16 protein-coding genes are annotated in these 12,710 nt (G+C 71.0%); 9 read left to right on the plus strand and 7 right to left on the minus strand.

Annotated elements, in window-relative coordinates; genetic code table 11:
- Nucleotides 1-110: 110 nt before the first annotated feature.
- The 4 genes from Ate02nite_RS21595 to Ate02nite_RS21610 are packed head-to-tail and all read left to right on the plus strand — an operon-like array spanning nucleotide 111 to nucleotide 4,136.
- A complete protein-coding gene (locus tag Ate02nite_RS21595; protein WP_203808683.1) occupies nucleotides 111-1,430 on the plus strand; it encodes an MSMEG_0567/sll0787 family protein in 1,320 nt (439 codons plus the stop codon).
- On the plus strand, nucleotides 1,427-2,260 hold the full coding sequence (locus Ate02nite_RS21600) for a carbon-nitrogen hydrolase family protein (protein ID WP_239147574.1): 834 nt from the start codon (nucleotides 1,427-1,429) through the stop codon (nucleotides 2,258-2,260). The genes Ate02nite_RS21595 and Ate02nite_RS21600 overlap by 4 nt, the downstream gene beginning before the upstream one ends.
- Nucleotides 2,257-3,090: a carbon-nitrogen hydrolase family protein gene (locus tag Ate02nite_RS21605; RefSeq protein WP_239147575.1), complete on the plus strand. Its 834-nt coding sequence runs from the start codon at nucleotides 2,257-2,259 to the stop codon at nucleotides 3,088-3,090. The genes Ate02nite_RS21600 and Ate02nite_RS21605 overlap by 4 nt, the downstream gene beginning before the upstream one ends.
- A complete protein-coding gene (locus Ate02nite_RS21610) occupies nucleotides 3,087-4,136 on the plus strand; it encodes an MSMEG_0565 family glycosyltransferase (RefSeq protein ID WP_203808341.1) in 1,050 nt (349 codons plus the stop codon). Before Ate02nite_RS21605 ends, Ate02nite_RS21610 begins: the two co-directional genes overlap by 4 nt.
- Before the next feature lie 117 nt (nucleotides 4,137-4,253).
- Here Ate02nite_RS21610 and Ate02nite_RS50000 read toward each other — a convergent pair whose 3' ends face one another.
- The 3 genes from Ate02nite_RS50000 to Ate02nite_RS21625 all read right to left on the minus strand — a co-directional run bounded on the left by Ate02nite_RS50000 (nucleotide 4,254) and on the right by Ate02nite_RS21625 (nucleotide 6,596).
- Nucleotides 4,254-4,436, minus strand: coding sequence for a hypothetical protein (locus Ate02nite_RS50000; protein WP_239147576.1), 183 nt, complete (start codon nucleotides 4,434-4,436; stop codon nucleotides 4,254-4,256).
- 508 nt (nucleotides 4,437-4,944) lie between these two features.
- Entirely contained in the window at nucleotides 4,945-5,730 is a 786-nt protein-coding gene (locus Ate02nite_RS21620; protein WP_203808345.1) for an SDR family NAD(P)-dependent oxidoreductase, read from the minus strand.
- Nucleotides 5,727-6,596, minus strand: coding sequence for an aldo/keto reductase (locus Ate02nite_RS21625; protein WP_203808347.1), 870 nt, complete (start codon nucleotides 6,594-6,596; stop codon nucleotides 5,727-5,729). Before Ate02nite_RS21625 ends, Ate02nite_RS21620 begins: the two co-directional genes overlap by 4 nt.
- A gap of 82 nt (nucleotides 6,597-6,678) precedes the next feature.
- Between Ate02nite_RS21625 and Ate02nite_RS21630 the strand changes: the two genes are divergently transcribed.
- Both Ate02nite_RS21630 and Ate02nite_RS21635 read left to right on the plus strand, forming a co-directional pair.
- Nucleotides 6,679-7,515 carry a hypothetical protein gene (locus Ate02nite_RS21630; protein WP_203808349.1) on the plus strand — a complete coding sequence of 279 codons (837 nt, stop codon included), beginning with the start codon at nucleotides 6,679-6,681 and terminating at the stop codon, nucleotides 7,513-7,515.
- Between the two features lie 16 nt (nucleotides 7,516-7,531).
- Complete coding sequence (locus Ate02nite_RS21635; RefSeq protein ID WP_203808351.1) at nucleotides 7,532-8,059, plus strand: GNAT family N-acetyltransferase; 528 nt, start codon at nucleotides 7,532-7,534, stop codon at nucleotides 8,057-8,059.
- On the opposite strand, the gene Ate02nite_RS21640 is transcribed toward Ate02nite_RS21635, so the two are convergent.
- Nucleotides 8,029-8,928: an AraC family transcriptional regulator gene (locus Ate02nite_RS21640; RefSeq protein ID WP_203808353.1), complete on the minus strand. Its 900-nt coding sequence runs from the start codon at nucleotides 8,926-8,928 to the stop codon at nucleotides 8,029-8,031. The genes Ate02nite_RS21635 and Ate02nite_RS21640 overlap by 31 nt on opposite strands.
- 84 nt (nucleotides 8,929-9,012) lie before the next feature.
- On the opposite strand from Ate02nite_RS21640, the gene Ate02nite_RS21645 reads away from it, so the two are divergent.
- Together Ate02nite_RS21645 and Ate02nite_RS21650 are read left to right on the plus strand one after the other, a co-directional pair.
- On the plus strand, nucleotides 9,013-9,840 hold the full coding sequence (locus tag Ate02nite_RS21645) for an NADP-dependent oxidoreductase (protein ID WP_203808355.1): 828 nt from the start codon (nucleotides 9,013-9,015) through the stop codon (nucleotides 9,838-9,840).
- 36 nt (nucleotides 9,841-9,876) lie between these two features.
- Complete coding sequence (locus Ate02nite_RS21650; RefSeq protein ID WP_203808357.1) at nucleotides 9,877-10,959, plus strand: hypothetical protein; 1,083 nt, start codon at nucleotides 9,877-9,879, stop codon at nucleotides 10,957-10,959.
- On the opposite strand, the gene Ate02nite_RS21655 is transcribed toward Ate02nite_RS21650, so the two are convergent.
- Both Ate02nite_RS21655 and Ate02nite_RS21660 read right to left on the minus strand, forming a co-directional pair.
- Nucleotides 10,929-11,414 carry an NUDIX domain-containing protein gene (locus tag Ate02nite_RS21655; RefSeq protein ID WP_203808359.1) on the minus strand — a complete coding sequence of 162 codons (486 nt, stop codon included), beginning with the start codon at nucleotides 11,412-11,414 and terminating at the stop codon, nucleotides 10,929-10,931. The two genes, Ate02nite_RS21650 and Ate02nite_RS21655, sit on opposite strands and share 31 nt — an antisense overlap.
- 29 nt (nucleotides 11,415-11,443) lie before the next feature.
- Entirely contained in the window at nucleotides 11,444-11,791 is a 348-nt protein-coding gene (locus tag Ate02nite_RS21660; RefSeq protein WP_203808361.1) for an NsdA family TPR-like regulatory protein, read from the minus strand.
- On the opposite strand from Ate02nite_RS21660, the gene Ate02nite_RS21665 reads away from it, so the two are divergent.
- Nucleotides 11,790-12,077, plus strand: a complete 288-nt coding sequence (locus Ate02nite_RS21665) for a hypothetical protein (RefSeq protein WP_203808363.1) — start codon at nucleotides 11,790-11,792, stop codon at nucleotides 12,075-12,077. The genes Ate02nite_RS21660 and Ate02nite_RS21665 overlap by 2 nt on opposite strands.
- Here the strand turns inward: Ate02nite_RS21665 and Ate02nite_RS21670 are convergent.
- The gene (locus Ate02nite_RS21670) at nucleotides 12,066-12,710 is read right to left on the minus strand and encodes a response regulator transcription factor (RefSeq protein WP_203808364.1); all 645 of its coding nucleotides are present in this window, start codon (nucleotides 12,708-12,710) and stop codon (nucleotides 12,066-12,068) included. The genes Ate02nite_RS21665 and Ate02nite_RS21670 overlap by 12 nt on opposite strands.

Below are 12,710 nucleotides of genomic sequence, written 5' to 3' on the forward strand. Positions count from 1 at the left end.
TGTGCGGGGTGTGGGTGGGAGCTGGTTTTTGGGTGTGGGTGGGGTCGGTGGCTTGTGGCGGGAGGGGTGCCGTGACTGATCTTGTGCCGGCTCTGGTGGGGCCGCAATTCATGGTGGAGCCGGCTGAGGAACTCGGCGGGTACCACGCGCTTCGGCGGCGGGTTTTCGTTGATGAGCAAGGGCTGTTTGAGCTGCACGATCGGGATGAGCGGGACGAGGACCCGCGGACCGTTGTGCTTGTGGCCCGGTCGGCTCGGGGGGAACTCCTTGGTGGGGTTCGGGTGGGGCCGGCTGCGGACGGGCCGGACATCGGGTGGTGGCAAGGTGGGCGGCTCGTCGTCGACCCGGCAGCCCGGGGCACGCTCGGGATCGGGCCGGCGCTTGTCCGGGCCGCCTGCGCCTATGCCGAGAGTGCCGGGGCACTGCGATTTGACGCCACCGTGCAGCGCCGCAACGAACCCATGTTCCGGCGCCTCGGGTGGCAGCCGGTTCGGCACGTCGCCGTTGCCGGGCGGCCGCACACGCTGATGCGATGGCCGATGCGGCGTCTTGCCGCCCTCGCGGCCGCCACCAAGAATCCGCTCGGGGAGCTGCTTGACGGGATGGCGCCGGGCGGCAAGGGCTTTGTGGGGGACGACGGGGCGCCGGTGCCGGGGTCCGACCTGATCGCCGCCTGCGACGCGATTCTGCCGTCCATGGTGGAGCGGGATCCGGACTGGGCCGGCTGGTGCGCGGTGCTCGTCAACGTCAACGACCTCGCGGCCATGGGGGCCGCGCCGGTCGGGCTGCTCAACGCGGTCGGCGCGCGCGATGCCGCGCACGCGGCCCGGATTCTCGGTGGGCTGCGCCGGGCTTCCGCCGCCTATGGCATTCCTATCCTTGGCGGGCACACCCAGCTCGGTGTTCCGGCCGCGTTGTCCGCTACCGCGCTCGGGCGCACCGACCGGCCGGTGCCGGGCGGCGGCGGGCGGCCCGGTCAGCGGGTGCGGCTCACCGCCGACCTCGGTGGTGGGTGGCGGCCCGGATACGGCGGGCGGCAGTGGGACTCCACCAGCGGGCGTACCCCGGCGGAGCTGCAGCGGATGCAGTCGTTCGTGGGCCGGGCCCGGCCGGCCGCGGCCAAGGACGTGTCGATGGCCGGCGTCGCCGGGACGCTCGGCATGCTCGCCGAGGCCAGCGGGTGCGGGGCCCTGCTCGACGTGGCCCGGGTGCCGCGACCGGCCGCGGCCAGTGCCGGCGACTGGCTCACCTGCTTTCCCGGCTTCGCCATGCTCACCGCCGGACCACTCGGTGACGGCGACGCCGGGCCCGCGGTCACCGCCGACTGCGGCGAACTCGTCCCCGGGCGCGGCGTGCGTCTTCGCTGGCCGGACGGGGAGATCACCGGTGCTCTGGAGGCCGACGTGACTGGACTGGGGAGGGCATCATGAGCGTCGTCCGGCTGGCGGCCGTGGCCGCACCGTTCGATCGGGACCTGGAAGGCGACTTCGAGCGTGTCGCGGAGTTGATCGGCGAGGCGCGTGCTCACGGCGTACGGCTGCTTGCTCTGCCGGAGGCATGTCTTGGGGGTTATCTTGCCCATCTGGAGGGTGGGGCGGATGAGCCGCCCGCGCTGCGGGTGGACGGCCCGGAGATCGCTCGCCTCGCCGGACTGGCCGGCGACATGGTGGTCTGCGCGGGATATTGCGAGGCCGACGGGGATCGCCGGTACAACAGCGTGGTCTGTGTGTACGACGGGCGGGTGCTCGGCAATCACCGCAAGGTGCATCAGCCGTTGCGGGAGAACGCCAGCTACGACTCGGGGGACTCGTTCGCCGCGTTCGACACCCCGGTCGGCCGGATCGGGCTGCTGATCTGTTACGACAAGGCGTTTCCGGAGTCGGCGCGGGCGCTCGCGCTGGACGGCGCCGAGATCATCGTGGTGGTGTCGGCCTGGCCGGGCAGTCGCACCAACGCACCGGCCGACCTCGCCGACGATCGATGGACCCGCCGGTTCGACCTGTTCGACCGGGCCCGCGCGCTGGAGAACCAGGTGGTGTGGGTGTCGGCCAACCAGTCCGGTACCTTCGGCGCGATGCGGTTCGTGTGCAGTGCGAAGATCGTCGATCCGGGTGGGGACGTGCTGGCCACCACCGGCACCGCCGCGGGCATGGCGGTGGCCGAAGTGGACGTGACCGGCGCGCTGGAGGCGGCCCGGCGCTCGATGGGCCACCTGCGCGACCGGCGTCCGGAGACCTATCGGCAACCGGCCCTCACGTGACGCTCACGCGGATCGCGGCGGCGGCGGCGCACTTCGGGCGCGACCTCGACTATGACCTCGGGCGGATCGGCAAGCTCATCGCCGACGCCCGGGCCGCCGGGGCCGGTCTGCTGGTGCTGCCCGACGCGGCGATCGGCGGCTACCTCGCCGACCTGCGCCACCCCGACCCGGCCGCGCTGCCGCCCGCCTTCAAACCGGACGACCCGCTGCTGGACCAGGTCGCCGCGCTGGCCCGGGAGATGGTGGTCTGCGTCGGGTACTGCGAGGCCGACGGCGACCTGCGCTACAACGCGGCCGTCGCGCTCACCGGCGACGGCGTGCTCGGCCGGCACCGCAAGGTGCACCTGCCGGCCGCCGAGAGCACGGTCTACGCGCCCGGCGACTCGTTCGCCGCGTTCGACACCCCGGTCGGCCGGGTCGGCATGCTCATCGACTACGACAAGACGTTCCCCGAGTCGGCCCGCACCCTGGCATTGGACGGCGCGCAGATCGTCGCCTGTCTCTCGGCCTGGCCGGCCAGCATCACCAACCAGGCCCCGAAACTCAACCAGGACCGGCAGTCCCGGCTGTTCGACCTCTACGACTGTGCCCGCGCCGCAGAGAACCAGATCGTCGTGGTCAGCTCCAACCAGACCGGCGCGGTCGGCGGCATGCGCTTCCTCGGCCAGGCCAAGGTGGTCGGACCGGGCGGCAACATCCTGGCCCGCACCTGGGCGAAGGCCGGCCTCGCGGTGGCCGAGCTGGACGTGGCGGCCGAGATCGCGGCGGCCCGCCGGGTGCTCAACCACCTCAGCGAGCTGCGGCCGGCGACCTACCGGAGCGAGCGGTGAGGATCGCGCTGCTCACCTACTCGACCCGGCCGCGCGGCGGGGTGGTGCACACGTTCGCGCTGGCCGAGGCGTTGGCCGAGCTCGGCGCCGACGTCACGGTGTGGACGCTGGGCCGCGGCGAGCTCTTTCGCCCGATCGACCCGCGGGTGCGGCTCAAAATCATTGAATTCCCCGAAATTCCGGGCGAGGCGATGGGCGCGCGCATCGTGCGATCCATCGCGGTTCTGCGCGCGGCATTCACCCCCGGTGAGTACGACGTAGTGCACGCCCAGGACTGCATCAGCGCCAACGCGGTCGACCACTGTGTGCGGACGATCCACCATCTCGACCAGTTCACGACGCCCGAGCTGGCCGCCTGTCACGAGCGGGCCATCGTGCGGCCTTACGCGCACGTCTGCGTCTCGGCGGCGGTGGCGGCCGAGGTGACCGCCGGCTGGGGCCTGCGCCCGGCCGTGATCCCGAACGGGGTGGACGCGGCCCGGTTCGCCGCGGCGGTGCCGGCTCGAAAGCACGGGCAATATCTGCTGTCGGTCGGCGGGATCGAGCCTCGCAAGGGATCGCTGGACCTGCTGACGGCGTACGCCCGGATGCGTTCCTCTCTTTCGGGTTTGCGGTTGGTCGTCGCCGGCGGCGAGACCCTGTTCGACTACCGCGACTACCGCGCCGCCTGGGAAGCTCGCGCGGCCGAGCTGGGCGTCGTGCCCGAGGTGCTCGGCCCGGTGCCGCACGACGAGCTTCCCGGCCTGGTCGCCGGGGCGGCCGCGTTCGCGTTCCCGTCGACGAAGGAGGGTTTCGGCCTGGCCGCGATGGAAGCCCTCGCGGCCGGGGTGCCGGTGGTGGTGCGGGACCTGCCGGTGCTGCGCGAGGTGTTCGGCCCGGCCGTCGGTTACGGCCACGACCCGTCCTCGCTGGCCGACGCGCTGTTGGACGCGATCAAGGAGCCCGATCCGGCCCGCCGCGAGCGCGGCCGGCAGCTGGCTTTTGCACACACGTGGCCGGCTGCGGCCCGCCGCCACCTGGAGTTCTACGAACGCGTCCGGCGCTGACCGCGGCGCCTCGCCGTTCCTGCGCGAGACGCCGCCGATCGTCGCTTACCGGTGGGGAAGAGCGGTCTGTTCTGCCGGTCATGCCTCGCCCGACGTGGCCGGCAGGGCAGACCGCGCTCAGCGGGGCCGGTAGACCAGGTCGAACGTGGTCAGCCAGCGGATCTGCTCGCGGGGTGGCACCCCGCAGCCGCGCAGAAAGCTGACCAGGGTTTCCCGCCGGGGTGAGCCGGCGGCGGTGATCAGGTTGTAGACGGTGGCCCGGGAGATGGGGGTGCCGGCGTCACGGCTGCGCCGGGCCACGCTGTCGAGGGAACGGCGACGTGCCGTCATCAATGCGCGCAGGCGCATCGCAAACTCGACCGGCGTGGCGGCGCCGATAGGATCAGGGGGGACAGTCGTAACGGTTGCTGCGCTCATCAACCTCGCCTCGATGTGACACGGAGTCGGACCGGGGACGGACCGACCACAGTCGACCTTCGTTTGACCGGCGGCAAGGAACAAGAGCGCAGGTGCGTACCGATTTTGCACGTCGCGGACGTGCAAGTTGCACACCGTAAGGATCCATTCTTCGACCCTCCCTCAGCGGTTACGGTGTGCACCGGCGGGTGACGGGTGTTGCGCGGATGGTGAGCGCGGCCGGCGGCCGGATCCGGCCGTGACCTGGTGGAGCCCTGTCGATCCGCCGACCGTGCGCACCGAGCGTGACCACACTGCGGGCACGGAGAATGCGCGCCGGTCAGGCACGATCAGAAGCAGAAGGCGCACAATTCAAAATCATTAATTTCCTGTCACTCGTACGGGTGACAGGTCACCAAGCGGTCCACCCGCCGTCGACGACCAGGTTCGACCCGGTGACGTAACTGCTCTGCGGTGACGCCAGGTAGAGCACCGAGGTGGCGATCTCGGCCGGGTCGCCGACCCGCCCGAGCGGCGTCTGCGCCCCCAGCCGGTCGAGCAGAGCCGGGTCGCCGCCGCCCGGGAACGGGCCCGGCGTCACGCAGTTGACCCGCACCCCGGACGGTCCGAGCTCGACCGCCGCATAGCGGGTGAGCTGCACCAGCCCGGCCTTGACCGCGCCGTAGTAGGGCGGGTTCCCAGCCTCCGGCGTGTCGTAGAGCTGCGGTTTCGGGCTGACCAGGCCGTACATCGAGGCCACCGTGATCACCGAGGGCGACCCGTCGGCGGCCGCGGCCACCAGCAGGTCACGGGTCGCGTCGAGCAGCCGCTGGAACGCGCCGAGGGCCAGGTCGGCCGCCTGCAGATAGTCGGCGGGCCGGGCCGAGCGCAGCGATCCGCCCCGGCCCACGTGCGCGTTGTGCACCAGCACGTCGACCCGCCCGCACTCACTGCGGAGCGCCTCGCCGAGCTCGGCCACGTCCTCGTCCGAGGTGACGTCGCACCGCTGGAAATGACATTGCGGCCCGATCTCGTGAGCCAGCGACTTGAGGCGTCCCTCGTCCCGCCCGATCAGCCAGGTGGTCGCGCCGGCGCCGGCCAGGGTGGCGGCCATGACGCGGCCCAGCCGGCCGGTCGCCCCGGTCACCACGGCCACCCGCCCGCGCAGGCCGAAGAGGTCATCAAGCGTCGTGTTCATCGGGTCCACCGGCTCGGGTCGAGGAGGGCCTCGGGGACCTCCGGGAGGGCGGCGAGCACGGCGTCGCGCTCACTCTCGGTCAGTGCTTTACGGCGTACGAGATCGGCGTTGTCCTGCAGTTGATCTTTGGTCTCGGCGCCGACCACCAGCGAGGTCACCCAGGGCAACGACAGCAGGTAGGCCAGGCAGAGGTCGGCGCGGCCGGTCCGGCCGAGTTCGGCGGCCAGCCGGTCGAGCGTCGCGACCAGCGCGTCGCGTTCCGGATCGGAAAGCTGCGGCCAGGTCACGGTGGTGCCGGCGACAAGCAGACCCTGGAGGTACGCGCTGCGCACGGTCACCACGAGGTCGGGCCGGTCGGTCAGCGACCAGCGGCGGTCGAGGATATTGCACGGCAACTGAACGTAACCGAGATCGGGCAGGTCGAGCACCCGGTTCAGCTCGCCGGGGTTCTGCACCGACACCCCGATCCGGTCGGCCTCGCCGTGCTTCAGCAGCGCGCGCAGGTCGTCCCAAGCCTCCAGGGCGTCGGCGGCGCGGTGGAACAGGATGGTCAGCGGCTCGGTGCGGCCCAGCGCGGCCCGGCTGGCCGCGACACTCTCCCGGACCGGAACCCCGGGGCCGATCTTGGTGATGATCGAGAGCCCGGCCGGGGCGACCGCGCCGATCCGCCGCTCGCTGTCGCCGTAGGCGCGGGCCGTGTCGAGGTGGGTGATGCCCAGGTCGCGGGCCGCGCCGAGAATGCCGGCGGCGGAGTCGTCGTCCGGCGCGCCGGTGCGGTTCGCGATGCCGTACGCCATGCCCAGCTGGGCCGTGCCGAGGATCAGCACGGACTGCCGGTAGGCACCCCGCCGCCGGACTTCGATCATCGAGTCAACCGCCTGTTCATCGCCCGTCAAGGTGCTGTTTTCCCAGCTCCCGGTGCATGTGGGCGATGTTATGCTTCCGCCGATGCACCACGCGAACTACTACTACGGACACGCCCACATCCTCGCTCGGTACGCCGGGCTCGAGGACCCGATGCACCCACCACGCATCCAGGGCTACCTTCAGCATGGGTGGAACATCGGCGACGGCATGGCCCCCGGGGTGCCGTTCGTGGACGGCAGCCCGCTGCTTGTCTGGTCCGAGCAGACCCGCCGCCGGGCCTGGTCGCAGGGCCGCCGCGATGCCGTGGTGGTCGGCTCCCCGTTCGCCTACCTGCTGGCGATGGACACCGAGCCGGTCGACGAGACCAAGCGCGAGGGCACCATCTTCTACCCCTTCCACGGCTGGGAGGGGCAGCAGGTGATGGGCGACCACCGGCGCCTCATCGACGAGCTCAAGGCGCACGAGACCGGCCCGATGACGGCCTGTCTCTACTGGAACGAATACAAGATCAGATCAATCCGCAAGCTGTACGAGAACGCCGGCTTCCGGGTCATCTGCCACGGCTACCGCGGCTTCTGGTGGCGCGACACCGACCGGGAGTTCCTGGTGCGCCAGCTGGCCGAGCTGAAACGGCACAAGCGGGTGGTGTCCAACCGGCTGTGCAGCGCGATCTGGTACGGCCTGCTGGCCGGCTGCCAGGCCGCCGTGTACGGCGACCCGATGGTCCTCGAGGACGCCGACCTCACCTTCGGCGGCGAGCCGCGCCTGCACCGGCAGTGGCCCGAGGTATACGGCTACGACCCCGACCCGGTCGTCGGCCACCGGATCGCCGTCGCGGAGCTGGGCGCCGGCGAGCTGTCCACCCCCGAGGAACTGCGCACCCACCTGGGCTGGGCCAGGGTTCCGGTCGCAGCCTGACGGGTACCGTCGGCGGATGCCGCCCGAACTGATCGCACCCACCGTCCAGTTGCGCGCCGCCTGGCTCGACGCGCACCGCGAGTGGGGGCCCGGGCGGCACGAGGACGGGTTCGGGTTGCGGCCGTCCGACGACGTCGGCTCGGTGGCCGGGTTCGCCGACTGGGTGGCTCGCATGGCATTCGACGAGGACCCGGAGCGGGAGCACGACATCGGGCACGTCTACCGGTGGATCGTCGAGGAGGAGCGGGTGCTCGGCGGCATCGCCCTGCGCTACGAGTTCGACGGTGCCACTCCGCCGATGGGGCACGTCGGTTTCGGGGTGCGCCCCTCGGCCCGGCGCCGCGGCCTGGCGTCCTGGGCCCTCGGCGGGATTCTCGACCTGGCCCGGGTGGCCGGCCTGCGCCGGGTGTCGCTGATGTGCGCCGAGGAGAACACGGCATCGGCCCGCACCATCGAACGCGGCGGCGGCGTCCTGGAAACCGTCCGGAACACACCGTACGGACCGGCCCGCCGTTACTGGATCACCCTGGAGCCGGCCCGGTAGCGGCCGGGGGCGACGCCGTGCCGGCGCTTGAACGCGGTGGCGAAGGCGAACTCCGACGAGTAGCCGACCTGGGTCGCGACCACGCTCAGCGGCGCGTCCGACTCGCGCAGCAGGCGGGCCGCGGTGACCATGCGCCACCAGGTCAGATAGGTCAGTGGCGGCTGGCCGGTGCGCTCGGCGAACCGGCGGGCGAACGGTGCCCGGGACAGCCCGGCCCGCGCGGCCAGCGTCGCCACCGTCCACGGCCGGGCCGGGTCGCGGTGCATCGCCTCGAGCGCGGCGGCGGTGGCCGCGTCGTTGAACGCCGCCGCCCAGCCGTCGTCGGACTCGTCGAGCCAGGTGCGCAGGATGTGCAGCAGCAGCGTGTCGAGCAGCGCGGGCACGATCGCGTCGGTGCCGAGCCGGGGTCGCTCCAGTTCGCCGGCCAGCAGCGTGGCGGTGCCGTGCAGCTCCCGGTCGAGGCGCAGATGGATCAGGTCGGGCAGGGCCAGCAGCAGCGGGTGGGCCCGGGTCGCGTCCAGCTCGTAGGCACCGCAGAGCGTGACGGTGGCCGGGGCGTCGGCTTTCAGGAAGCGCTCCGGCACTCGCGGGTCCTTCGGGTCACAGGCCGGGGTCACCGGCACGGTCGCGGGGTCATCGGCGAGGGTGTGCCCGTCACCGTGCGGCCGGAACACCACGTCACCGGCGGCCAGCGGCAACGGATCGGCGCCGGGCCGCAGCAGCCAGCACGGTCCATCGAGGATGATCTGGAAACCGGCCGACCCCGGCACCGCGGCGAACTCCTGCGCCCACGGCGACGGCCAGGCGATCCGCGCCGCCCTCGGCCGCCCGGTCCGCATCACCGTGATCACGTCGCTGAGCACGTCCACCCGCTCACCGTAGCGAGACGATCGCGTATGGAACAGGGACTGCCGCGCATTGTTCGTCTTCGCCGGCGGCCATAGGTTCGGCTGATGAGAGCAATGCGAATTCATCGGTACGGGGATGCCTCCGAGATCCGGGAGGAGGACGTGCCGCGTCCCGTGCCCGGGCCCGGCGAGGTGCTGGTCCGGGTCGAAGCGACCTCGTTCAACCCGTCCGACCTCGGGCTGCGCCGCGGGCTGCTGCGCGACGTGTTCCCGATCGACCTGCCGGTCACCCTCGGCGGAGAGGTGGCCGGCACCGTGGTCGAGACCGGCGAGCGGGTGATCGGCCGGGCCTTCGGGGCTGCCGCCGAATACGTCGCGGTGCCGGCGCGCAGCCTGGTCGCGGCACCGACCGCGGTTCCGCTAGCGCACGCGGCAGTCCTTCCGATCGCCGGAGTGACCGCCTGGCAGGCCGTGTTCGAACACGCGAAGATCACCGCCGGCCGGCGAGTGCTGATCAACGGCGCAACCGGCGCGGTCGGCCAGATCGCGGTGCAGCTGGCCCGGCACGCCGGCGCACACGTCATCGCGCCCGCCCGGCGGCCGGGGGCTGACCTGTCCGAGGTCGTTGATCAGGTAGGTGCGCCGGTTGATGCCATTCTTCACCTTGCGCCGGTTGCCGCTGGGGGAGTGGTTTCGCTGCTGCGGCCGGGTGGGGTGCTGGTGTCGATTACCGAGCGGGTGCCGGTGCCTGGCGTGCATTTTGTGACTCGGGACGACGCTGGGGATCTGGGTGGGCTGGTTGCGCTTGTTGACGCGGGCGTCGTACAGCTGGATGTTTTGACTCGGCCTCTGGCCGACCTTGCCCTTGTTCATCGGGAGGCTGAGGCGGGTCTGCTGCGGGGAAAGACCGTGCTGGTCATCCGCGGCAGATGACTCTCCGGCCTGGAGGGCCGTGCGACGATCCGGCGCATGGGGACGGAGACGACCCTCATCTTTGTCGCGGTGGTGGGTGCGCGGTTTGTGGTGCCGCTGCTCATTCCGCTCTTCCCGCTGCCCGCGATCGTCGTGGCGCTGGTGCTGGACGGCATCGACCAGTCGGTGTTCCAGTGGTTCGGGCACGATCCGCCCGGTTACCAGAGCTACGACAAGGCGATGGACATGTTCTACCTGTCCGTCGCGTACCTGTCGGTGCTGCGGAACTGGACCAGCCGACCGGCCCTGGAGGTGGCCCGCTTCCTGTTCTTCTACCGCCTGGCCGGGGTGGTGCTCTTCGAGCTGATCGCTTGGCGCCCACTGCTGCTGATCTTCCCGAACACCTTCGAGTACTTCTTCATCGCGTACGAGATCGTCCGCCTCCGTTGGAACCCGGCCGGCGTGACCGCCAAGCGGTGGGTGATCACCGCGGCCTGCATCTGGGTTTTCGTGAAGCTGCCGCAGGAGTGGTGGATCCACGTAGCCCAGCTGGACGTGACCGACACCCTGCGCGCCCACCCCGTACTGATTCCGGTCCTCGCCCTGCTGGGGGTGGCTCTGCTCGTGTTCCTCCGGTACTGGTTGTGGCCGCGTCTGCCCGCTCCGGCCTGGCCCCGGCGCCTGGCCGCCGACCCTCTGCCGACCGAGATCGACACGGCCGCCGAACGGGACCGCTGGGTCAGCACCCACTGGCGCATGCTGTCCGGGGCTACCGCCGAGAAGGTGGTGCTGATCGGCCTGCTCTGCGTCATCTACGGCGAGGTGCTGCCCGGTGTACGGTCCACCCACCTGCAGATGTTCCTCGGCATTGGGGTGTTTGTACTGGTCAACACCGCGATCACGCTCGCCGTGGCACGCCGCACCGGCAGCCGTGAGTCGGCGCTCGCCGCGTTCGGGCTCCGCCTGGTTACCAACGCTGGGCTGGTCCTCGTCGTGGAAATGCTGCGCGGTGAACTTCAGCTGGGCAACGCCCTCTTCTTCACCCTGCTGCTGAGCTTGCTGATCACCTTGGATGACCGCTTCCGCCCGGTAGCCCAGGTCCGGCAGACCTACCGGGAGCCCCGGCCCGCAGCCAGGTAGTGGGTGGTGCGGTGGCGGCGTGCGTGCAGCGCTGCGGCGGCCCGGTGTCGTTCGGTGGCCGGCAAACGTTCGGCTGCTTCCTCGGCGGTGAAGAACTTCCATGCTTGCAACTCGTCCGGCTGGAGCTGGACGGTGGCGTCGGCGGGCAGGTCGCCGCAGTCGAAGGTCATGCTGAACAAGGCTCGTTGGCGCTTGCCCGCTGGGGGCGCGAAGTCGAGCAGGAGAAGGCGGCCTACGGCGATCGTGATGCCGAGTTCCTCGGCGAGTTCGCGGGCACAGCCATCTTGCGGGTATTCGCCGGCGTCGAGGTAACCGCCGGGCCATGCCCAGCTGTCCTTGTAGGTGGGCTTGACCAGCAGGATGCGGCCGGTGCCCGACTCGGTGATCAGAGCGGCGGCGGTCGCATGGAAGGCCGCCAGCCGCTGGTAGAACACCTCGGGTTCGGTCCAGGTCATCGGCGTGACGGTAGCCGATAGCGAGCAATTCACGCAGCAACCAGCACGTCGCGGTGACGGTCGAGAAACGCGGCTACGACGGGAACATCGCGGTGAGGGTGGAGCCGCTTCGTGAGTTCGGTGAGGCGTTGGCGGACGCGACCGGAGCGGACGGCACCGGCGTGGACCATGGCCTCGTCGCCGTAGTGGCATGCCTGGTCGAGGTGACGTCGGTCGACATGGATGGTTGCGAGCAACGCGGTGTGCAGGGCGTGGGTGCGGTGGCTGTCGGTTGGTAGCTCGAGAGCGGCAGGTTCGTGCTGAAGGGCGTGCTTGGACATGTTCAGGTCGCGAAAGCAGCGAGCGGCGGTGCCGGCGAAATGGGCGGGGCTCTTCATGGCCACGACCGTCACTCATCCCGACTACGCGGGCCAGCGCATCGGCTGCCAACTCGCGTGGTGGGTCCTCGACCACGCCGCGCGCTGCGGCCGACATTGGGTCCGCCGCGGAACTACCGAACCCGGCCTGGTCCGCTACTACCGTGACATCCAAGGCTGGACAGTCGTCCGAGTCAAGGAACGCGATGGGTACACCGTGACCGGTCTTGCCCGCGCGGCGCAGTTGATGTCCGACCTGACCATCTCCCGGGGCGCCGTGGCGCAGACGCCCAGGTCAGGCTCGTAGGTAGCGCAGGACCGCCAGGACCCGGCGATGGTCGGAGCGGTCGTGGGGCAGGTCCAGCTTGGTGAAGATGGACGTCACGTGTTTCTCCACGCTGCGCTCCACCAAGTGCAAGGACTCGGCTATCGCCACGTTGGAGCGGCCCTCGGCCAGCAATCCCAGGATCTCGCGCTCTCGGGCGCTCAGCCGGGCCAGGCCGGCATCCACCGCCGGGGCGGCCAGCAGGTGCCGCACCAACTCCGGGTCCAGAGCGGTGCCGCCGGCTGCCACCCGGCGCAGCGCGTCCACGAACTCGTCGGTGCTGACGATGCGGTCCTTCAGCAGATAGCCCACCTTGCCGGCGTTCTCCGACAGCAGGCGGCGGGCATAGCTGGTTTCCACCCACTGCGAGAAGACCAAAACCCCGACCTGGGGGTACGCCGACCGAATAGCCAACGCCGCGCGCAAACCCTCGTCGGTGTGCGTGGGTGGCATCCGCACATCCACGACGGCGGCCTCGGGTTGCACCCGGGCGACGGCCTCCAGCAGCGCGTCGCCGTCGCTGACGGCGGCCACCACCTCGATGTCGTGCTCGCCGAGCAGCAGCACGATGCCGTCCCGCAGCAGCGGGTTGTCCTCGGCGATGACGACGCGCAT

The organism is Paractinoplanes tereljensis, from assembly GCF_016862435.1.
Classification (GTDB): domain Bacteria; phylum Actinomycetota; class Actinomycetes; order Mycobacteriales; family Micromonosporaceae; genus Actinoplanes; species Actinoplanes tereljensis.

Coding starts and splice junctions, on each gene's coding strand:
- Ate02nite_RS21595 (WP_203808683.1), top strand. CDS start 111: ATGGTGGAGCCGGCTGAGGAACTCGGCGGGTACCACGCGCTTCGGCGG.
- Ate02nite_RS21600 (WP_239147574.1), top strand. CDS start 1,427: ATGAGCGTCGTCCGGCTGGCGGCCGTGGCCGCACCGTTCGATCGGGAC.
- Ate02nite_RS21620 (WP_203808345.1), bottom strand. CDS start 5,730: ATGAACACGACGCTTGATGACCTCTTCGGCCTGCGCGGGCGGGTGGCC.
- Ate02nite_RS21625 (WP_203808347.1), bottom strand. CDS start 6,596: ATGATCGAAGTCCGGCGGCGGGGTGCCTACCGGCAGTCCGTGCTGATC.
- Ate02nite_RS21630 (WP_203808349.1), top strand. CDS start 6,679: ATGCACCACGCGAACTACTACTACGGACACGCCCACATCCTCGCTCGG.
- Ate02nite_RS21635 (WP_203808351.1), top strand. CDS start 7,532: ATGCCGCCCGAACTGATCGCACCCACCGTCCAGTTGCGCGCCGCCTGG.
- Ate02nite_RS21645 (WP_203808355.1), top strand. CDS start 9,013: ATGAGAGCAATGCGAATTCATCGGTACGGGGATGCCTCCGAGATCCGG.
- Ate02nite_RS21650 (WP_203808357.1), top strand. CDS start 9,877: ATGGGGACGGAGACGACCCTCATCTTTGTCGCGGTGGTGGGTGCGCGG.
- Ate02nite_RS21655 (WP_203808359.1), bottom strand. CDS start 11,414: ATGACCTGGACCGAACCCGAGGTGTTCTACCAGCGGCTGGCGGCCTTC.
- Ate02nite_RS21665 (WP_203808363.1), top strand. CDS start 11,790: ATGGCCACGACCGTCACTCATCCCGACTACGCGGGCCAGCGCATCGGC.
- Ate02nite_RS21660 (WP_203808361.1), bottom strand. CDS start 11,791: ATGAAGAGCCCCGCCCATTTCGCCGGCACCGCCGCTCGCTGCTTTCGC.
- Ate02nite_RS21670 (WP_203808364.1), bottom strand. CDS start 12,710: ATGCGCGTCGTCATCGCCGAGGACAACCCGCTGCTGCGGGACGGCATC.